Annotated in this window: 18 protein-coding genes; 3 read left to right on the top strand and 15 right to left on the bottom strand. The window is 37.4% G+C overall.

Going from position 1 to position 19,077, the window contains the following annotated elements; genetic code table 11:
• Window positions 1-125: 125 nt before the first annotated feature.
• The 4 genes from NST98_RS15870 to NST98_RS15855 form a co-directional block, all read right to left on the bottom strand.
• Window positions 126-1,070: a nuclease-related domain-containing protein gene (locus tag NST98_RS15870; RefSeq protein WP_340715521.1), complete on the bottom strand. Its 945-nt coding sequence runs from the start codon at window positions 1,068-1,070 to the stop codon at window positions 126-128.
• 169 nt (window positions 1,071-1,239) lie between these two features.
• Window positions 1,240-2,070: a flagellin N-terminal helical domain-containing protein gene (locus NST98_RS15865; RefSeq protein WP_340715520.1), complete on the bottom strand. Its 831-nt coding sequence runs from the start codon at window positions 2,068-2,070 to the stop codon at window positions 1,240-1,242.
• Between the two features lie 349 nt (window positions 2,071-2,419).
• A complete protein-coding gene (locus tag NST98_RS15860; RefSeq protein ID WP_340715519.1) occupies window positions 2,420-2,572 on the bottom strand; it encodes a hypothetical protein in 153 nt (50 codons plus the stop codon).
• Between the two features lie 401 nt (window positions 2,573-2,973).
• On the bottom strand, window positions 2,974-3,441 hold the full coding sequence (locus NST98_RS15855) for an IDEAL domain-containing protein (protein WP_340715518.1): 468 nt from the start codon (window positions 3,439-3,441) through the stop codon (window positions 2,974-2,976).
• A gap of 594 nt (window positions 3,442-4,035) precedes the next feature.
• Here NST98_RS15855 and NST98_RS15850 point away from each other — a divergent pair.
• Window positions 4,036-5,595, top strand: a complete 1,560-nt coding sequence (locus NST98_RS15850) for an SWIM zinc finger family protein (RefSeq protein WP_340715517.1) — start codon at window positions 4,036-4,038, stop codon at window positions 5,593-5,595.
• Window positions 5,592-8,366, top strand: coding sequence for a DEAD/DEAH box helicase (locus NST98_RS15845; RefSeq protein WP_340715516.1), 2,775 nt, complete (start codon window positions 5,592-5,594; stop codon window positions 8,364-8,366). The genes NST98_RS15850 and NST98_RS15845 overlap by 4 nt, the downstream gene beginning before the upstream one ends.
• Before the next feature lie 461 nt (window positions 8,367-8,827).
• Here NST98_RS15845 and NST98_RS15840 read toward each other — a convergent pair whose 3' ends face one another.
• Window positions 8,828-9,220: a single-stranded DNA-binding protein gene (locus NST98_RS15840; protein ID WP_168412732.1), complete on the bottom strand. Its 393-nt coding sequence runs from the start codon at window positions 9,218-9,220 to the stop codon at window positions 8,828-8,830.
• Window positions 9,221-9,482: 262 nt separating this feature from the next.
• Here NST98_RS15840 and NST98_RS15835 point away from each other — a divergent pair, with 262 nt between their 5' ends.
• Entirely contained in the window at window positions 9,483-9,899 is a 417-nt protein-coding gene (locus tag NST98_RS15835; protein WP_096550345.1) for a YwpF family protein, read from the top strand.
• A gap of 162 nt (window positions 9,900-10,061) precedes the next feature.
• Here the strand turns inward: NST98_RS15835 and NST98_RS15830 are convergent, their stop codons facing one another.
• The 10 genes from NST98_RS15830 to spoIID all read right to left on the bottom strand — a co-directional run bounded on the left by NST98_RS15830 (window position 10,062) and on the right by spoIID (window position 17,720).
• A complete protein-coding gene (locus NST98_RS15830; protein WP_340715515.1) occupies window positions 10,062-10,442 on the bottom strand; it encodes a hypothetical protein in 381 nt (126 codons plus the stop codon).
• Between the two features lie 129 nt (window positions 10,443-10,571).
• Window positions 10,572-10,961 carry a hypothetical protein gene (locus NST98_RS15825; RefSeq protein WP_340434092.1) on the bottom strand — a complete coding sequence of 130 codons (390 nt, stop codon included), beginning with the start codon at window positions 10,959-10,961 and terminating at the stop codon, window positions 10,572-10,574.
• A 202-nt stretch (window positions 10,962-11,163) separates the two neighbouring features.
• Window positions 11,164-11,607: a 3-hydroxyacyl-ACP dehydratase FabZ gene (fabZ, locus tag NST98_RS15820; protein ID WP_016839311.1), complete on the bottom strand. Its 444-nt coding sequence runs from the start codon at window positions 11,605-11,607 to the stop codon at window positions 11,164-11,166.
• Between the two features lie 307 nt (window positions 11,608-11,914).
• A complete protein-coding gene (locus NST98_RS15815; RefSeq protein ID WP_340715514.1) occupies window positions 11,915-12,199 on the bottom strand; it encodes a DNA-directed RNA polymerase subunit beta in 285 nt (94 codons plus the stop codon).
• A 37-nt stretch (window positions 12,200-12,236) separates the two neighbouring features.
• Window positions 12,237-13,076, bottom strand: a complete 840-nt coding sequence (locus tag NST98_RS15810; RefSeq protein WP_340715513.1) for a flagellar hook-basal body protein — start codon at window positions 13,074-13,076, stop codon at window positions 12,237-12,239.
• 14 nt (window positions 13,077-13,090) lie between these two features.
• Window positions 13,091-13,909 (bottom strand): flagellar hook-basal body protein, encoded by an 819-nt coding sequence (locus NST98_RS15805; RefSeq protein ID WP_016839308.1) that lies wholly within the window; start codon window positions 13,907-13,909, stop codon window positions 13,091-13,093.
• Between the two features lie 251 nt (window positions 13,910-14,160).
• A complete protein-coding gene (locus NST98_RS15800) occupies window positions 14,161-15,159 on the bottom strand; it encodes a rod shape-determining protein (RefSeq protein ID WP_016839307.1) in 999 nt (332 codons plus the stop codon).
• Between the two features lie 259 nt (window positions 15,160-15,418).
• Entirely contained in the window at window positions 15,419-15,676 is a 258-nt protein-coding gene (locus NST98_RS15795; protein WP_016839306.1) for a sporulation transcriptional regulator SpoIIID, read from the bottom strand.
• Between the two features lie 225 nt (window positions 15,677-15,901).
• Window positions 15,902-16,561, bottom strand: coding sequence for a M23 family metallopeptidase (locus tag NST98_RS15790; RefSeq protein WP_016839305.1), 660 nt, complete (start codon window positions 16,559-16,561; stop codon window positions 15,902-15,904).
• Between the two features lie 205 nt (window positions 16,562-16,766).
• On the bottom strand, window positions 16,767-17,720 hold the full coding sequence (gene spoIID / locus NST98_RS15785; RefSeq protein ID WP_340715512.1) for a stage II sporulation protein D: 954 nt from the start codon (window positions 17,718-17,720) through the stop codon (window positions 16,767-16,769).
• Window positions 17,721-19,077: the final 1,357 nt, after the last annotated feature.

Genomic DNA, 19,077 nt, shown 5'->3' with positions numbered 1-19,077 from the left:
GCAGATATCATCCAACTTGTGTGAATAGCTCCCTTTCTTGTGCAGTTAGAATACCAGTTCGTGTAAATACAATCCTCTCTCAAAAAAAGAGCGTGCATTCATTACTCTGCACACTCTTACAAATTTTATCCATTTATACTTAATTCATATTTACATGCTGTTGTGTTGCCTGTTCGGGATTTACTGTTAGCTTTTAATATTCTAGTTGCTTCGAAACGATTTCTTAATCTTAAGTAGTTCATCGCTTCACTAGGAGATATCGTTTTATTGATCAACATATAATAATCCCTCAAGGCTTTTTCATGGGCGTACATGCTCCGCGTATTACATTTTTCACAATGCCATGTACGTTTGAGTCGTTTCATCGGAATGGTGCCACAATTCGGACATTCTACTCCAGTTCGGATTTCTTGTGGGTTGATGCTGTAATACTGGGTTAGGGGGAAATGATCCCAAATTCGTTCTTTTGAATATTGAATTAATAATTCTCCTACTTGTTTTGAAGGAATGACTTCTTTTTTTGGCAATGACCAAATGTATTGAATAATACCTCTTCCCATAAATAACGGGTATTTGGAAGGCGGTTTATCGATAATTGCATTGTTATACGGTAATACGATTGCACCATAAATGGGGACTTTGATTTGATGTTGTTCCAAAAATGTTGTTAACCCCAAAATATATTGGTCGATTTGGGCTTCTGGGCTGCGATAGGATAGCTTTTTATCTTCTTTCACGCAAATTAGTTGAGGTGGATTGTTTGTAAACGTTAGTTCTCCATTGAGATTTTTCACTTCTAAAATGAGGCACCAGCTTGGTGAAATGAGTATAATGTCGATTTGAATCGTGATGATGGATTTAATACTGATGTTATGAAGAATGTAGGTGTTTTTAGGCAATTGATTTTCTGTCAGGATGGTTAGCAAATGTTTTTCTCCGTTTTCTCCAGCTTCTTGCAACGATAATTCTTCTTCGATTTTGAAAGCTTTTTCGTGACCCGGATTTAAACGTTTGAGAAGAGACTCTAATGCGATTTTGTAATCACTCGTTTTGTATGGTTTGAGTAGCAAATATTTCCCTCCTTTTTTCCTATTAAATTAGCAAATGGAAATTGAGAGGGGAATAGTTTGCTGTAAACTTTTATTTTCGCGGAATTTTTGGTGGGAAAATGAAAATTTCAATGTCTCTGGTACTCCATAAAAAAACTCACAGACGTCCATTTCTTTTCACGCCTGTGAGTTATTTTTTTCCGGAGTTTAGTAGCATTAAGATGGATTGGGCTTGTTGTAGATGGAGCGCAAGAACTTGTTGTGCCGCCATGGCAAGAATGCTTGCTTTTGTATAGTTCATCATTTCTTTCGCGATATCTGCATCTCTTATTCGAGATTCTGCTGCAGTTAAGTTTTCTGCCGTGTTCACTACATTATTATAAGCATGTTCCATTCGATTTTGATAAGCGCCAAGCCGAGAGCGTTCACTGGATACTTGTTGTAAAGCTTTATCTAATGCACCAATCGCTTTGTCCGCACCATCTCTAGTTGTGATGTCGTGATTATCTAGGCCAAGGCTGGTGCTATCTACATTGCCAATATAAATCTCCATATATTGTCCAGCATTCGCACCTATTTGAATTTTTAATGGATTTGATTCGTAGTCACCGTTTAAGAGAGGGCGCGTGTTGAATTCTGTTTGTTTCGCAATTCTAGTAATTTCCTCTTTCAGTTGTTGGAATTCAAGATCTAGGTGCTTTCGATCATCATCAGTAAGTGTGTCGTTTGCAGCTTCGATTGCTAGTTCACGCATACGCTGTATGATGGCATGAGTTTCATTGAGAGCGCCTTCTGCCGTTTGAACGAGGGAGATGCCATCCTGTATATTTTTACTCGCCATGTTGAGGCCGCGAATTTGAGCACGCATTTTTTCTGAAATGGCTAATCCCGCGGGATCATCTGCCGCGCTGTTAATGCGATAACCTGAAGAGATTCGTAATAACGCTTTATTGGCATTCATCCAGTTTTGATGAAGATTATTTAAAATCATCATTCCCGTAGCCGACCATTGCCCCAGCATCGTATTCCTCCTTTCTTATGGCGAAGGTTCTATTGATATTCATATCGGTTTTTTTCAATTAATTTTTATGAGAGAATTAATAATTTTATTATTCATTGAATAGATTGGTTGAAATTAGGTTTAATAATCGTTTTTTTGGGACATACTGGCTCCCAAGGAGGGATTTGTCATGAAAGATATGAAACTTACTTTCGAAGATTGCTTGTTTGGAATTATTGGTTCAGGGATTGCAGTGAGTGTACTTTATTTCTTTATTTCTTAATACTCGCTTTAATGGATGAGGAGTATAGTGGTCAACTGATTTCTTCTAAAGTAGATGGGATTCTAGCTATGTGGATATCTTTTGCATTTAGGTACAGTTTCGTGCAGGGGGATGTCTGATTGTGTTGATAACTTTGCTGCTTGTGTGGTGGATGGCTACTACTCGTGCGGATAATTCCCCTGCTTGTGCATTTACCACTTCTTTTTGTGCATTTGGATGTTTCACTTGTGTGGATGGCAATCTTACACGTGCAGATAACTCTTTCGCTTGTGCATATAATAACCCTACTCGTGCGTTTACTACTTCCTCTTGTGCAGATAGCCCCTGCTCGTGTGGATAATCCCCCTGCTCGTGCGTTTACTACTTCCACTCGTGCAGATAGTTACCCAACTCGTGTAGATAACTCCTTCTCTTGTGTGAATAACATTGCTTCTTGTGCGGATATTTCCCCTACTTGTGCAGATAACTCTTATAGTGGGGCTTAATACATAGCATATTGTAAGGATTGATTTCACCAAAGCCTAAAAATGCCTCATCATCTAATTAAAAATGTAAGCACCTTCAATTTTTTCAAATCGAGGTGCTTCATCATTGACTCTTATTCACTTTACTTCCTCCGTTAACTTCTTGCAATTTCCTACTCACTTGTTCTCCATATTTTTCTTTTTCGCCACTAATTCATAAAATCTTTGTTCGTCACGATTAGATAACGCTTCATCGATCAATCGATCAATATTTTCGGACTCCAATGAGCGGATGAGGTGTTTCACTTCTGCATTTTCTCCATGCGGGACGATATTGATCGTTTCTGATTTGTTGGCTGCCTCTTCAAGTATTGGCGCCAAATGTTCATGGATGTTGGATATCAATAGAAGCTGGTATAGCGGCAATCGAAGAAAGCGATTTCCACGCTGGAAAACAAAAATTTCCGATAAATTTTCGATTTGCATCGTTTTTATGTTAACAATGATTTCTTTTCCTTCGATAGGTACAAAGTGAAACAGTTCGTTGTCTTTCATAATGGAAAAATATTGATAAGCAAAGACGAGACGCAATGTTTCCCCCGAGGCTTTCGTATAAAAAGGTTTCATATATTGGACATGGATCATACCTATTCCTCCTATATTGAATCTCTCTCTTTTTATTAGCCCAAAGTTGATGAAACGAAACTTTTTATTCGTAATCCTCAACTTGGAACTTTATTAGGGTTTTCCAAAAAAGCTTATGTTTAAACTCGAATGATACAAATCACAATTTCTAAATAATTCCAATCACTTATTCAAAAGAAAATAAAGCTTCCATTAAATATTGCTTAATGTATCATACGAATTTTGCTTTCCACATATTCCCCGCTTTTTATTTGGATGATATTCATATTTTTCCCAAATTCCCCTTCTTCATCCAAGGAATCATCAATTTTTTGTATAAAATTTACAACATCAGTAAATAAATGGCAATTATAAGGAATTAATATCATTTCTATTCATTTTAATCTCATTTTCAGATAATTTATCATTATTTTATACTATTTTTCTGAAAATTCATAATAATTTATACCGTTTTATAAAAAACTATTTTATTCAATTTAAGTCTGCTAATTTTATGTGACGACCGCAATTGCGAAAGTTTCAAAGGACAAGTCTTATCAAACACTAAATGCCGTGTTAAAATGAAGGGAAAGACTTTTTTTAGGAGCGAATGTAATGGTATTATCAGTTGCACATATTGCAGAAGAGCAAGAAAAATTTATTCGCCAAACATTACGAACTATTGAGAGAGAGTTGCATCCTTCTGTCACAGAGGATGAAGAGATAATAAGGCGGGCTCTTTTTGCTGTTCGAAATCAATCAGTTGTTTTCCATCGATACGTTTCTGTTTTTTCCGTCCTTACTACAACTGTAAAAGATGTGCACCCAACAGAAGTGACGATTGATTTTCTCAGCAACTCCATCACTTGTACATGCCCGAATAATGGCTGGTGCCGACATAAGGTAAGCGTTCTATTGTCGTTATATCAACATATTGATTCCGTTCAAGAATGGATTAGCAATTGGCGTTCGAAAAAATCGGTCAATTTGCAGGCTCTTGCCAATGTTCGCACCCCTGATAATTGGTTGAAAATGGTCGATGAAGTGCTTAGCCATTATTTGGAGGGGGCGGTTGAAATTCCAAGCTTCCTCTATTTAAATATTGCAGAAAACGCTTTGGAAAAATTAAATAAGCAGATTCCTTTTGAACGGGAATGGCAACCGATTTACCGCTTATTTATGGAACTTGCTGTTGTTTATCAATTATCTCGCCATTTCACTGATTTAGAGTCAGAATTTCATGTCGACCATTACCAACACTTTTTTGATAAACGATTTCAATCTATCCAAAAAATCGTCCGCGAAATCTCTGGAAAATCCCGTCTTTTCGTAACAGATCCGTTCTTTGATAAAATGCAAAGCATGCTTCGAGAAGTAATGCTTGAACGGGAAGGTTTTGTAAGTAGAAGAATGAATCTGTACTTACTGTTTTGGGATGAAGTGTTTTATGAGAAGAGACGGGTGTTAGAAGAATTAATTTTTCTTCAAGAGCAAAAGCATACTAAAATACCAGAACTTTTGATTGTATTCTATATTATTTTAAAAAATCATTCGGCATTAGAAGAAAATATGCGTCATATTCGTCCAGACCATTTAGGACTGTATATAGGATTGGTGAAGTTTGCTTATTCCAAGCAAAATGAACGAGCAGGGGAAATCCTCTTGAGAGGCATTCTTCCGTTTTTAGAGGCAAATATTCAAAAAGTTCAACCTGCCTTTCGTCCCTATGTTGTTTCATCCATTTATTCGTTATATGAAAAAATGGATTTAACAGAAGATGAGGAGCTTTTATTATACTCTTCTTTTGGAAAAGACGGGGTTCAGCCGTATTCGGATTATTTATTGAAACAGAAACGATATGAAGAATGGGTGGCATTGCAACAATTGTACCCTTCTTCAATTGAGTATTTAGAATTTTACGGGTTAAAGGAAGTCGTGGAAGAAGCTCCAGCAGTGGTTCTTCCGTTATATCATTTTTATGCGATGGAGGAAATTAAGCAAAAGTCGCGGCTTCATTACAAACAGGCCGTTCGAATTTGGAAAAAGATGAAAACTGCTGCGAAAAAAGCGGGAAAAATGAATTTTTGGGAAGAATATATTGCTTCCATTCGCAACCAGTATAAAAGACTCCGCGCATTGCAGGAAGAATTGGAGAAAGGAAATTTATTTATATGAAAGATTTGCAATTAAGGAAAGTATCCAAACATACTCCTTTCGCAACCGTATATCAATTATCATTCGAACAACTGAAGCAGGGATTGTACGCTGTTAGGGCTTTCGAAAACGGCTCTGTTGTTTCAGGAGAAAAATTAACATCGGCTTTCTTTTTCCGTTACGAACCAAACTTTTACGGTTTGCATGCTGAATTTAAGGGAGAGGCGCTTTTGATTACAGCTGTTGAATTGTTGGAATGCCTTTCCCCACAGTTCAAGCACCCTTTTGTGCATTTTGTAGGAGCAACAGAGGAAGATGCTTTATTGCTTGATAGTATCGAGCAAGCGCAAATGCTGTGGAACTCCCCTTCCCTATGGAATAATGTAGAAATGGTTGAGGATGAAATAGTCGTTCATTTACCCAATGGTGAAAGTGATCTGCAGAAGGAGTTTTTAACGACTGCGATCTATCAGAAATTGGCAAATCGGGGCTTACAACTTTCCGACGTACCATCACTTATTCCGTTCTTTAAAGAAGGTGGCTGGCCGCTGCAACCGGATCGAACTGTTGGTCATTTGAAAGTAGCACTTCGCTTGAATGAGCCGGAAGAAGATTCTGAGGAATGGTTATTGGAAACCGTAATTCTTTCATCCAGTTCGTCGAAACATTGGACGCCAGCAGTACGGAAGCGGCATCTGCCTATGAATAAGGCGCTTCCTGATAAGTGGAAGAACTATTCGGAAGAGATTAGGCAAACGCAAAAGCAAATGTTGGAATTGTTGATGTTGGATAATGTATCCGATGAATCATTTTTGCATATGCCATTAAGCGATGCCGAGGTGAGAACCCTTCTCCGCGATAAATTTGTAAAGTTAACGGCCTTAGGATTCGAAGTGATTCTTCCGGGCTGGTTGAAAGAATTAAGAAAAACGAAAATGCGAGTTCGTGTGAATGCGCAAAGTGGTTCGCAAAAATCGATGGCTGGGCTTGATGATATTTTATCTTTCCGATGGGAGTTGTCAGTCGGAGGAGAAAAAATTAGCCCGGAAGAGTTTCGCAAAATTGTTGATGAAAAGCGGGAATTTATTCGAATCGGAAATGAATGGTTCCGCATGGATGCCGATTGGATGACGAAAGTGCGAGAATTAATGGACAAAGCTGAAAAAGAAAATTGGACCGTAAAGGAATTAGTTTTCCGCGAGATACCAGAGGAGCTTTTAAATCCATCGTTGGAAGAAGAGGAAGATGCAGAACAGGACGATCCGCTCTTTGCTTTTGAAATGCAGCGTTCATTGCAGGCCTATGTGAATCTGTTGCAAGAAAAACAAGGATTGCCTTCTGTGAAATTGCCTAAATCTTTGAACGCAACGTTGCGGCCTTACCAACAACAAGGGTTTGAATGGCTCGTATTTATGCGAAATCAACAATTTGGTGCTATATTAGCTGATGATATGGGGCTTGGAAAAACGGTGCAGCTTATTAGTTATGTTCTGCATTTATATGAAGTGTTGCGGGAAAAGAAACCGACGCTCATTGTTTGCCCGACTTCCGTTTTAGGAAACTGGCAGAAGGAATTAGCGCGGTTTGCTCCGACGTTAAAAGTTCATACTCATTATTCTTCTAGCCGTTTGAAAGATGAAGAATTTCATCATTTCTTGTTAAAGGAATCACCTCAAGTGGTTTTATCCACATACGGAACAATTTCACAAGATGTGGAGTTTTTGGATTCTATCGATTGGGCAGTGGTGACGTTGGATGAAGCCCAAAATATTAAAAATATGCAAACGATGCAGTCGAAAGCAATTCGCCGCTTACATGGCGACCATCATATTGCGTTGACAGGAACACCTATCGAGAATCGTTTATCTGAATTGTGGGCGATTTTTGATTTTATCCATCGAGGGTATTTAGGAAGTTTCAAGAAGTTCCAAGACGAGTTTATTGTGCCAATCGAGCGTGAAGATTCTGACCAGCATAAAACGAGGTTGCGTGCAAAAATCCGTCCATTCTTGTTAAGAAGAACAAAAAATGATCCAGAATTGCAGTTAAATTTACCGGATAAGCAAGAGACGAAAGAGTTTTGCCCGCTAACAGAAGAGCAAGCCGCCCTTTATGAAGGCTACATTCAAGAGTCATTGGCAGGCTTGGAGCAAATGTCTCCTTTTGAACGCAAGGGGCGCATTTTGCAGATGTTGAGCAAGTTGAAGCAATTGTGCAACCACCCTGCTCTTTATTTGAAGGAACCATTTAGTGATGCACGAATCATGCTAGAGCGTTCTATGAAGTTAAAGCGCATCGTTGAATTGACACAGGAAATTGTTGAGCGCGGCGAGCAGTGCTTGATTTTCACTCAATATATTGGCATGGGACACTTGTTGCAACATTGTTTTTTCGAGCTGTTTGATTGGGATGTGCCGTTTTTGACGGGAAGTATGCGTAAAGAACAGCGGGATGCTTTAGTTGAATCCTTTCAAGCTGGAGATTTTCCTATTTTCCTACTGTCATTAAAAGCGGGAGGAACTGGTTTAAATTTGACGGCCGCTAATCACGTATTGCATGCGGATCGTTGGTGGAATCCTGCCGTGGAAAATCAGGCGACGGACCGTGCTTATCGCATTGGCCAGACGCAATTTGTACAAGTGCATAAGTTTATTACAATTGGGACGATTGAGGAGAAAGTCGATCAAATGTTGGAGATGAAATCCGCATTATCTGCAGAATTAATTCAGTCAAGTCAATGGCTGACGGAGCTAGAGGAAGATAAATTGATGGAATTGCTTAGGTTAGGGTAAGCAATAAAATTGTGATTGGAAAGGGTGCCTGGCACTCCTAGTAAATCCCTGTCTCAAAATCCAAGTAGAGGTGCCTGGCACAAAAAAATCCGAAGCATGTTGCCTCGGACAAAGTTTGGGAGGAAGAAGATTGGTCGAATTCTGATTTCCTCGTTTATCCGTTTATAGCCTCACTGTATTCAATTGTGGATTAATCGATCATGATAGATTCTTATTCCATGCACTGCTGGGCGGTCACAATCCAGCAGTGTTTTTTATCACCTCCAAAAACTTTTATTGCTATCATTTCCCTATTATTATCAATCCATTGCCTTCCGTTAATAAATTGCACCCTTCTACTATGTTTACCCGGAATCCTTTTACTTTTTCATCCTTATAACCTTTTCCCATTTTTAAATGACATGTTGCCTACTTAATAAACCATCTTACTTTCTTCAACCCATTCCTCATTTTAGAGACTCTCACGTAACTGGTAATCCTTCTTCAGTTTCAGGAAGTACAAAATCTTTTTCAACTTCCGATTGCTTATTGGTTGGAGACTTTAGTAAGTAAAATCGGACCTCATCGGCAACGACTTCCGTACTAAACACTTTGAAATTCTCCTTATTAATATAGGAGCGTGATTGCAATCGCCCGTTGACTCCGATTAATGATCCCTTTCCGCAATATTGGACGATGCGTTCTGCCAATTTCCCCCATGCAGTGCATAAAACAAAATCCGCATCCACATCACCCTGATGATTGCGATAATTGCGATTAACAGCTACTACAAAACTCGTGGCTACACGGTTTTCTGCAAATTCCCGAAGAACTGGATCTTTCGTTAATCGCCCGACTAGTCCGACATGATTCATCATTTCACCTCCTTTTTCTCCATCATATCGATTGCGCCTATTTTTGACAAAATCGCAAAATAAAAGAATGAGCCCTTTTTCTAATCCAAAATTTCCTTTTCGATATAGAATAAATGTTTGCAAAAATGCCAATACACTAGATTATTACAGCGTTTATCTGCATTTTCCAAAAATGGTCAAAATAAAAATTTAGCAGTTTTCTCATTTTATTTTTACACATCACCCTATGCTATACTTAACTAATAGTTGGGAGGTAAATTCAATGAAGACTTTCAAAATGATTTCCTTTCAATTGGATCTGGAGGGGATTGAGGTTCCACTGATTGATGGAATTACTATAAATCAAGAAAATAAAGAAAAAACGTGGATTTTGGAACTGTTTATTGAAAAACAATATCGAGAGTTGTTAGAAAAATATTTAGATTCAAAAGAATTCTTTGATGTGCAAGTGACGATTACTTCTCCGGATAATGAACCAGCACCTTTTACGGTGAAAGTGGAATCCATTGAAGAGTTTGAAGACCGAATTTCAATCTTATTGAAAGGCCATTTACGAGTTGTGCGATTAAAATATGCGGAGCAATTGTTACAATCTTTGCTGGAGAAAAACTTGTCCAATGAGGAATTATTAAGTGAATTTAAAAAAGGAATGCGCGAGCGTCCGCGGTTGAAGGGGTAAAATTAGCACCGCGATTTATAGGAGAGGGTCTTTTGCAGTTGACAAATCCTTTTTTATAAACACATGTTGAAGCCCTGCGTTTATATTTACAGATTTTGCTAAAAACAAAGGAGCTATCGCTTTGTGGATAGCTCCTGCATCAGTAAGGGGATTATACGAGGATTATTCATCTTTTGTATCGCGGTCTCTGATATCTCTAGCGTCTTCGATGACATCTTCTTGGTTGCCGCGTTCATCCCCGCGAACTCCTTTATCGTCAGGGATGACATCATTATTGTTCAATACGCCATTGTTATCTTGGACTCCATCATTGATACCATCATTATTCAGATCGACATCATTATTTCTAGTGTCATTGTCAAGCGTTTCGTCGACTCCCTTTCGAACATCATTGATGCCTTCCCGAACGCCTTCACCTACATCTTCTACACCTTCTTTTACGCCATCCCCAACATCATTGATAGCGTCTTCATCGCCATTATTATTACAGCCCACTAATAAAGAAGACCCTAACAATAAGGCACAAAGGGTTGGTTTCCACATAAAAAAATTCCCTCCTTTCTTCGCTAATCGTCACTACTCGTGACTGATTTTAATTTGTGCGAAATAAGAGGGAACTATCCATTATCTATTTTAGAACTTTCTCCATATTATAGGAATAATGCGTGGGCGTTATTTTTGCTTCAATTGCTCTTTCAAAAGCTGTTCTACATAATTCGCTTCCGCCTTGCAGCCGTATGTGTAATTTGTGCCAAGCTCTTTTTGCATTTTTTCAATTGATTCGATCTGTTTCTTTGTTGGCTTTTCACTTAAAATTTTAGCGATTACTTCATCAATTTTTTGTGCAATTTCTTCATGGAATTCTGGGCTCAGCAAGATTTCCTGCGGTACTTTTTCAAACCATGCTGCATTTTCTAGAAAATACTGTTGCCAATTGGCAATAAAGTCTTCCATTGAAAAGCGCTCTTCGTCCCAACCGATGCTGGCCAAATATTGCTCGAACGCCGTAGAAATCGATCGAGTAATACTGATTTTTACGCCCGATGATAGCTGTTTATACATTCTAAAATTAAACCTCCTACGTTTAAAAAAGCCAAGGGTGCGTATACTTGTATCTAAATAAAAAATCAACTTTTATATTCTATCTCTATTGTTAAAATTTTTCAAATTAGGAGTCATTTCAACAAATTTTACCTTTGTACTAAAGGTTGTCACAGTTCCGATGTTTTTATTCCTTTGATTTTTGCACTTCTTTTACGAAAGTTTATTTTGCCTTTGGAGCTTCCGGGCCGATTGCAAATAAAATATCCGCTTCTGCTACGAGTTCGCCATCTACAGTTGCAACGCCATGCCCTTTTCCCATTGTGCCGCGCAATTTGACAAATTCTACTTCCAATTTTAATTGATCACCTGGAACTACTTGACGTTTAAATCGGGCATTGTCGATTCCTGTTAAAAATGCCAATCTTCCTTTGAATTGCTCGGAATTTAATAATGCAACGCCCCCGACCTGTGCCATTGCTTCTACAATTAATACACCAGGCATAACGGGATAGCCTGGAAAGTGCCCATTAAAGAAAGGTTCGTTAATGGAAACGTTTTTAATTCCAACAGCACGTTTGCCCTCTTCAACTTCAAGAATACGGTCTACTAATAAAAATGGATATCTATGTGGCAAAATTCCTTGAATTTGTTCAACACTTAACATATGAATCCCCCCAGTTATTCAAAATAAAACAAACGAAAGTAGTGACTGCTTTTGGACGCAAGATGTCCTTTTATGTCGATTGGCACATTAGGCAAGACGCACATGTTTTTCATCGAAAACATTTGTAGAAACACCCAAAAACATGTCGTTAATGAAATTTGGATAATTGGACTCGTTCAATTCTTATAAACAATGAAATGACAAGACAACCATATGTTTCTATTCACATCGCATAATAGGACAATGTGGAAAGAAAGGATGGAAGTCTCCTCCTATTTGAATTCATCTTTCCACTAATAGAAAATACCTATTCAATTCCGTTTATAATGTCAAGGATGTGTTGATACGTTTCCCATTTTAACGCATCTAATGGGTTGCCGTCACCAATTACGCTGAATCCAATCATTAGTCCAAAAACGCTTGCAAGCAATAGAAGAACTAGCACAATGACGATTCTAAGCCATATAGGAATCAATCTTGTGCGATAAATTTTAAATTTTGGATGTTTCTCATTGCGATCTTGGCGTCTCGCTCTTTTTTGAGGGATGTCCTGATTCGACAAAGTAGAGCCACTTTTCATTTCGTTTGCCATTTTCTATTTCCCCTATTTTCTTAGAAGTATTTCAATATTAACGTATTCCATTGATTAATCCTAACATTTGATCTGCAATGGTAATCGCTCGGGAATTAAACTGATATGAACGTTGCGCTTGAAGTAAATTTGTCATTTCTTTAGTTAAATTAACGTTAGACATTTCTAATTTTTGATTTTCAAGACCGATATTTTCTCGCCCAAATCCTACTAAGTTTGTTAATATATCATTCTCATCATACCCTAATTCGTCTAAATTTGCAGGTATCATTATGTATAAGCCTGTTTGCTCCATTACTTGCGGTAAATGAATTTCTGTAACACCTAGTAAAAATGATTGTTCATCACCATTTATAAATTTGACTTGCAATGTGCCATTTTCATTGAGAATGAATTTTTCTACATCGTCTCTAAAGATAATAGGATTGCCATAGCTGTCTGCTACTGCATAACCGTCAGCATTTACGAGCATCACTTGTCCATCTTCGACAGGCGTAACATAAAAGTTACCTTGACGAGAATAAACCATATTGATTTCATTGTTTTCATTTGGCATTAAGATATTAAAATATTGGCGTTCTTTTGTAAATGCAAAGTCTAAATCCCAGTCTGTGTTTTGCAATGATCCTTGTGCATTGTTTGTTTGAATTTGCGAAATTTTAGCACCAACACCGTAGCGAATGCCTGGTGGCGTCAATCTTGGGGCTTGTTCATCCTTGCGAGTGTTCAAGTATTCTTGGTAAAGCATTTCTGAAAAACGAGCTTCTTTCGCTTTGTAGCCAGCAGTGTTGACATTCGCAATATTATTGCTAATCGTATCGATTTGATGTTGGACTTGATGTAATGCGTTTGTTGCAGTGAGCATTGTTCGGAGCATCCTTAACTTCCTCCTTATACTTTACCAATTTCGTTTACTGCTTTTTCCATACTTCTGTCATATGCTTGAAGTACTTTTTGATTTGCTTCAAAGGCACGGTAAGCTGTAAGTAATTCGGTCATTGCTTGTGCAGGATCTACATTGGAACCTTCCAAGAATTTTTGTTTAATAGCGAAAGTGATATTTCCTTGTGCGAAAGCAGATGGCAACGCTTGTCCATTTTGAGTACGGAATATCCCGTTATTTTGTTTTACAAGTTCGTTGGCATTTTCTACATAGGCTATACCAATAGTCGCGATTTGTTGATTGTTAACGTACACGGCACCGTTGTCAGCGACTTGGAAATCTTCATTCGGTAGTTGGATGCGAGCGCCTGTTTCAGATAGAACATAGTATCCGTCTCCAGTGACTAAATATCCTTGTCCATCTAATGTAAAGTTTCCGTTTCTCGTATACGCTTCGCCACCATCCGGATGAGCTAAACGGAAAAAGATATTGCCTCCTGCTGGGATGTTTCCGTTTACTAAAGCGAAATCCGTATTAAAATTCGTTTCGTACACATCGCCTTGTGTAAAATTAGGCATTGTCTCTTGCAAGTAGATACCAGTTGAAATTGTGCCAATTTGTTGGATTTGGTTTAAATTTAACCCTTTTTTCGTAGGAACGTTTGTATCATCAATGGCAGATAAAAGCATTTCAGGAAATGAACGAATCGACGTTTGTTCAGCTTTGAATCCCGGTGTATTCACATTTGCCATATTGTTTGTTAAAATTTCCGTTTTTCTCTGCTGTGCAAGCATGCCGGATGCTGCAGTGTATAATCCTTTAAACATCTCATTCACCTCTTTTTAGCAGCTGGTTCATTTTTTCTCTTCTTTATATATCGGCGAAAAGTCGCAAATAACTATAGTCCGTTTTTCGCTTTTCTCTAGTTTTGGTAGATGATGTTCAATTCATGTATTGATTAACTATTTGTTTCGGACGTGTGATTAGGTTATCGTTTTGATTTACATTTCCAATAAAAATACTTGCTTTACAATATTCGAATTTATTTTTTAGATTGTAGGCGGTTTTTCATCATAAATTATAGTTTTGAACCAGGTGAACGATCAATGTTGTCTAGCATGATGCCTGTACCAATTGCAACACAGTCCATTGGATTTTCTGCAATGAAGACTGGTACTTTTAATTCTTGCATGAGCAATTGATCAATGCCGTGAAGTAATGCACCGCCACCAGTTAAAATGACGCCTCTGTCAATAATGTCCGCAGATAGTTCTGGCGGAGTCTTTTCCAATACGTTTTTTGCTGATTGAACAATCAATGCAACGGATTCGTGCAACGCTTTTTCAATTTCAGATGAATGAATGGTAATCGTGCGGGGTAAACCTGTTACCATGTCACGGCCGCGAATTTCCATTGTTTCATCGCGACTGCCAGGAAATACAGTTCCAATGTTGATTTTAATTGCTTCTGCTGTACGTTCACCGATTAATAGTTTATATTCTTTCTTTATGTATTGTAGTATATCGTTATCAAATGTATCTCCTGCTACTTTAATAGATTCGCTCGTCACAATATCTCCCATTGAGAGTACAGCTATATCTGTCGTACCACCGCCTATATCGACTACCATGTTACCACTTGGTTGGAAAATGTCCATGCCTGCACCAATTGCAGCCACTTTTGGTTCTTCTTCTAAATAAACTTTTTTTCCACCTGATTTTTCAGCAGCTTCACGAATTGCTTTTTGTTCAACGCTTGTAATGTTTGTAGGACAACAAATTAAGATGCGAGGTTTTGAGAAGAAGCCTTTTACGTCAAGTTTGTTGAGGAAGTGTCTTAACATTGCTTCTGTCAAGTCGAAATCTGCGATGACTCCATCTTTAAGCGGACGAATTGCAACGATATTTCCTGGAGTACGACCTACCATTTTTCTTGCTTCTTCACCAACTGCAAGCACTTTATTTGTTTTTTTGTCGATAGCTACGACAGAAGGTTCATTTAACACAATTCCTTTACCCTTCACGTAAATCAGTACGTTAGCCGTTCCTAAGTCGATCCCTATATCTTTAGAAAACATGATAATCTAATTTCTCCTTCCAAATTATTGCGACTCTAACGTTCAATATATTACACATTATCTAGAATATTTTATCATATAAAAAATCTAATTACATCTAAATTATGGGTATTTTTGACTTTATTCAACCTATTTCAATTTCTTTGTTCATGTAAGATTCCTTTTTATTTTTTGTTGGATTTTGCGATGTGTACATTCAGTATGTGAAAATGAAAAAGCATTCAGCCTGACTTTATGCAAAGCCAAACTAAATGCCTTTTCATTGTTTTTTTTGGGACTGCCACTTTCTACGTGTTGCCTCGCCCCCTCGCAAATGACGAACGGATTTGTGATAGGCTAATATTTCTCTCACTTCTTTTGCCAATTCTTCATTTACTAGTTGTAATCGTTCCGTTAAGTCTTTGTGCACCGTACTTTTTGAATATCCTGTCATTTTCGCAAGGACTCGAACCGTCTCACCCGTTTCCACAAGCAGCTTTCCCAGTCGAACGCAACGGTGCCGAATATGCTCGTGCACGTTCTCTTCCTTTCTATCGGATATAAGAAAGTGCAGTTTTACTAACAATAAACAATCTATTTCGACGTTTTTCTGATACATGTATTTCATTGACGTTTGCAATTAGCGATTTAACGTTTATTCACAATATGTATGTTTCGCATTTTTCAGAACTTTTTTTCCCAGGAAAGTACAAAAGCGCAGCCCAATAAGACGGAATTTGTCTTTCAGGCTGCGCTTTTATCCTTAGAAGTTTAAATAATTTCTTGGGTTTACATGTTTTCCATCTTCTAACACCTCAAAGTGAAGATGGATGCCGGCAGTTGGATTCCATTCGTTTTCAATCGTAGTTGCGATTGGTTGGCCTTGTTCCACTAAGTCCCCTTCTTTTACAAGGATGTCAGATACGGAACTATAGTGGGTTTCCATTCCGTTAGGGTGTGCGATGATAATTTTATTTCCAGTGAAAGAATCGAGTTTCACTTCTTTCACTTCACCGCTCATTGCAGCTAGTACTTCAAATGGCTCGTTGTTAATAGAAATTGACAATCCTGATGATGTTGAGAATGTTTGATCAAATACTAATAGTGCATTTTCACGTGTTTTTGCATCCGCATTCATGTCATAGAAGTCTTGTAATACTTTTACGTTTTCTAGTTGACTTTCATCAAAAGGATATTTTAGTGTTTCTGTTCGTGCATTTGTTTCGATGACTGGTGATTCATCTTGTACAGTTGGTTCGTTCACCGTTTCATTTTCATCTTCACGAGTGAGTGCTGAATAAGTGAAAATTAAACCAATGAGTACTACTGCAATGCCCCCGTATATTGTTGGCCAAAACCATGGTTTTTGCTGCCAGTTTGTTTTTTGAGAAGTTTTATTTTGTTTGTTGTTATCTTCTCTCATATGTCCATCACCTCTAAATGAAGGATGAACAAGTTTTGGAATTTCTAAACAATATTTTTGGAAAATTTCACTATTTTTTGCATATTATTTTTTCGCTCGTAATATTTGTTTATTAGCGTATGAATTTAGGACAATTTGTGTGTGTTGATTCCTCCAGAGTTTGATGATTGTTGAACTGCCCGTTAGTTGTTGATGTTAAATGCTTTTATTTTTTACACATCATTTTTTCAATGGTTGTGCCTTTGTAATAATGTGAAAGAATTTCATGAGCTGATCTTCCTTGTTTAGCCATCGCATCAGCTCCATATTGGCTCATACCAACACCATGTCCGTAGCCTTCTGCTGTGATTTCAATTTTGTCATTCACAACTTGTATGGTGAAATCTGTTGAGCGTAAATCAAGCAATGTTCGAAAATCACGACCTGTCCATTCTTTATTGCCAGCAATTACTTTTTCTACCCTCCCAGTATTGTTTTGTTTCGTACGGATTTTTTTAATATCTTCGAGCGTCATGTTGACCTTTAATAGTTTATTCCATTCTACTAAAGTGAGCGTTTTTTTCGTAACATAGTTTTCTGCATGAAAGTCCGCACTAGCCACTGATTGAAGATATGGTAAGTCGACCCCACTGTAATTTAGGGAGCTTTCTGTTCTGCCGTTACTCATTGAATGAAACATCGCAGTAATAAGTTCCCCGTCATATTTCAGTACTTCTCCTCTAGTGCTTTCTACCGCTTGTCTAATTTTTTGCTCGTATTCATCAAAAGTTGATTGCCAGTTTGCTTTTCTCGTATCTTCATCATAAAATACTTGTCTTAAAACAGTCGGTTCGATTTCCGTTTGGCCATTGTTTGTTGATTTTAGCACGTAGGTTCTTGCGGCAATCGCTTGAGCTTTTAACGCTTCAGGATGAAAGTTTGCCGGCATTTCCGCTGCAACCACACCAACGACATATTCTTCTAGAGGAATAGGATCCTTTTGTCCTGTGATGCGAATATAAATATTGCATTCTTCTTCTGCAACTACTAATGGCCCTGACACTTCTTTTAAAGTTTTGTTTGAGTTTTTGAATAAAAACGGCAAGAAAAATAAAGCTAAAATAAATAGTGCAATCGAGAAAATAGGGATTAGATTTTTGTGATTTTTTAATGGTTTCATACATATTACTTATGATTTGAAATGAGGAAATATATCTTTTTTATAGAAGATTTTTGGATGGGAATTTTCATTTGGTTGGAAGAAGTGGTATTGCTTTAAAGTTGGCGTAGTTCTTACCCCATTTTTTTGTATTTAGAAAGCACATTAGGTTTATTTGGCTAGTATCTAATTACTTTGGAAGAGAATCTTTCGTATGGCTATTATTTTTGCTGACTTGACTATTATTCTGTTTGATTTGGCTATTATCTTCCTAAGTTTGATTATTATCGGATTTCTCATGTAGAGATTTTTTTCGAATGGCTATTTTTTTCGGGGACTTGACTATTATCCTGTTTGATTTGGCTATTATCTTCCTAAGTTTGACTATTATCCGATTTTTCAGGAAGCGATTTTTTTCGAATGGCTATTATTTTCTATGAGTTGGCTATTATCTTGTCAGGTTTGGCTATTATCTTCCTAAGTTTGACTATTATCCGATGTCGCAGGTAGTTATTCTTTTCGAATGGCTATTATTTTCTTTGAGTTGACTATTATCCTGTCGGGTTTGGCTATTATCTTCCTAAGTTTGACTATTATCCGATTTTTCAGGAAGCGATTTTTTTCGAATGGCTATTATTTTCTTTGAGTTGACTATTATCTTGTCAGGTTTGACTATTATCTTCCTAAGTTTGACTATTATCTAATGTCTCTGGAAGGAATTTTTTTCGTGTGGCTATTATTTTTGCTCACTTGACTATTATTCTGTTTGATTTGGCTATTATCTTCCTAAGTTTGACTATTATCCGATTTTTCAGGACACGATTTTTTTCGAATGGCTATTTTTTTCGGGGACTTGACTATTATCCTGTTTGATTTGGCTATTATCTTCCTAAGTTTGATTATTATCGGATTTCTCATGTAGAGATTTTTTCGAATGACTATTATTTTCGGGGACTTGACTATTATCCTGTCGGGTTTGGCTATTATCTTCCCGAATTTGACTATTATCCGATTTTTCAGGAAGCGATTTTTTTCGAATGGCTATTATTTTCTATGAGTTGACTATTATCTTGTCAGGTTTGACTATTATCTTCCTAAGTTTGACTATTATCTAATGTCTCTGGAAGGAATTTTTTTCGTGTGGCTATTATTTTTGCTCACTTGACTATTATTCTGTTTGATTTGGCTATTATCTTCCTAAGTTTGACTATTATCCGATTTTTCAGGAAGCGATTTTTTTCGAATGGCTATTATTTTCGGGGACTTGACTATTATCCTGTCGGGTTTGGCTATTATCTTCTCGAATTTGACTATTATCCGATTTTTCAGGAAGCGATTTTTTTCGAATGGCTATTATTTTCTATGAGTTGGCTATTAT

The sequence above is a fragment of the Ureibacillus sp. FSL W8-0352 genome (assembly GCF_038004345.1).
Taxonomy (GTDB): domain Bacteria; phylum Bacillota; class Bacilli; order Bacillales_A; family Planococcaceae; genus Ureibacillus; species Ureibacillus thermosphaericus.
The sequence above is the reverse complement of the archived record's forward strand: the minus strand, read 5'-3'. Positions and strand labels throughout refer to the sequence as shown.

What these genes read in the sequence shown, in the direction of transcription:
- NST98_RS15810 (WP_340715513.1), bottom strand. Translation starts at nt 13,076, where the DNA reads ATGCTCCGAACAATGCTCACTGCAACAAACGCATTACATCAAGTCCAA.
- NST98_RS15825 (WP_340434092.1), bottom strand. Translation starts at nt 10,961, where the DNA reads ATGTATAAACAGCTATCATCGGGCGTAAAAATCAGTATTACTCGATCG.
- NST98_RS15850 (WP_340715517.1), top strand. Translation starts at nt 4,036, where the DNA reads ATGGTATTATCAGTTGCACATATTGCAGAAGAGCAAGAAAAATTTATT.
- NST98_RS15840 (WP_168412732.1), bottom strand. Translation starts at nt 9,220, where the DNA reads ATGAATCATGTCGGACTAGTCGGGCGATTAACGAAAGATCCAGTTCTT.
- NST98_RS15790 (WP_016839305.1), bottom strand. Translation starts at nt 16,561, where the DNA reads ATGAGAGAAGATAACAACAAACAAAATAAAACTTCTCAAAAAACAAAC.
- NST98_RS15815 (WP_340715514.1), bottom strand. Translation starts at nt 12,199, where the DNA reads ATGGCAAACGAAATGAAAAGTGGCTCTACTTTGTCGAATCAGGACATC.
- NST98_RS15830 (WP_340715515.1), bottom strand. Translation starts at nt 10,442, where the DNA reads ATGTGGAAACCAACCCTTTGTGCCTTATTGTTAGGGTCTTCTTTATTA.
- NST98_RS15805 (WP_016839308.1), bottom strand. Translation starts at nt 13,909, where the DNA reads ATGTTTAAAGGATTATACACTGCAGCATCCGGCATGCTTGCACAGCAG.
- NST98_RS15865 (WP_340715520.1), bottom strand. Translation starts at nt 2,070, where the DNA reads ATGCTGGGGCAATGGTCGGCTACGGGAATGATGATTTTAAATAATCTT.
- NST98_RS15845 (WP_340715516.1), top strand. Translation starts at nt 5,592, where the DNA reads ATGAAAGATTTGCAATTAAGGAAAGTATCCAAACATACTCCTTTCGCA.
- spoIID (WP_340715512.1), bottom strand. Translation starts at nt 17,720, where the DNA reads ATGAAACCATTAAAAAATCACAAAAATCTAATCCCTATTTTCTCGATT.
- NST98_RS15835 (WP_096550345.1), top strand. Translation starts at nt 9,483, where the DNA reads ATGAAGACTTTCAAAATGATTTCCTTTCAATTGGATCTGGAGGGGATT.
- NST98_RS15800 (WP_016839307.1), bottom strand. Translation starts at nt 15,159, where the DNA reads ATGTTTTCTAAAGATATAGGGATCGACTTAGGAACGGCTAACGTACTG.
- NST98_RS15855 (WP_340715518.1), bottom strand. Translation starts at nt 3,441, where the DNA reads ATGATCCATGTCCAATATATGAAACCTTTTTATACGAAAGCCTCGGGG.
- fabZ (WP_016839311.1), bottom strand. Translation starts at nt 11,607, where the DNA reads ATGTTAAGTGTTGAACAAATTCAAGGAATTTTGCCACATAGATATCCA.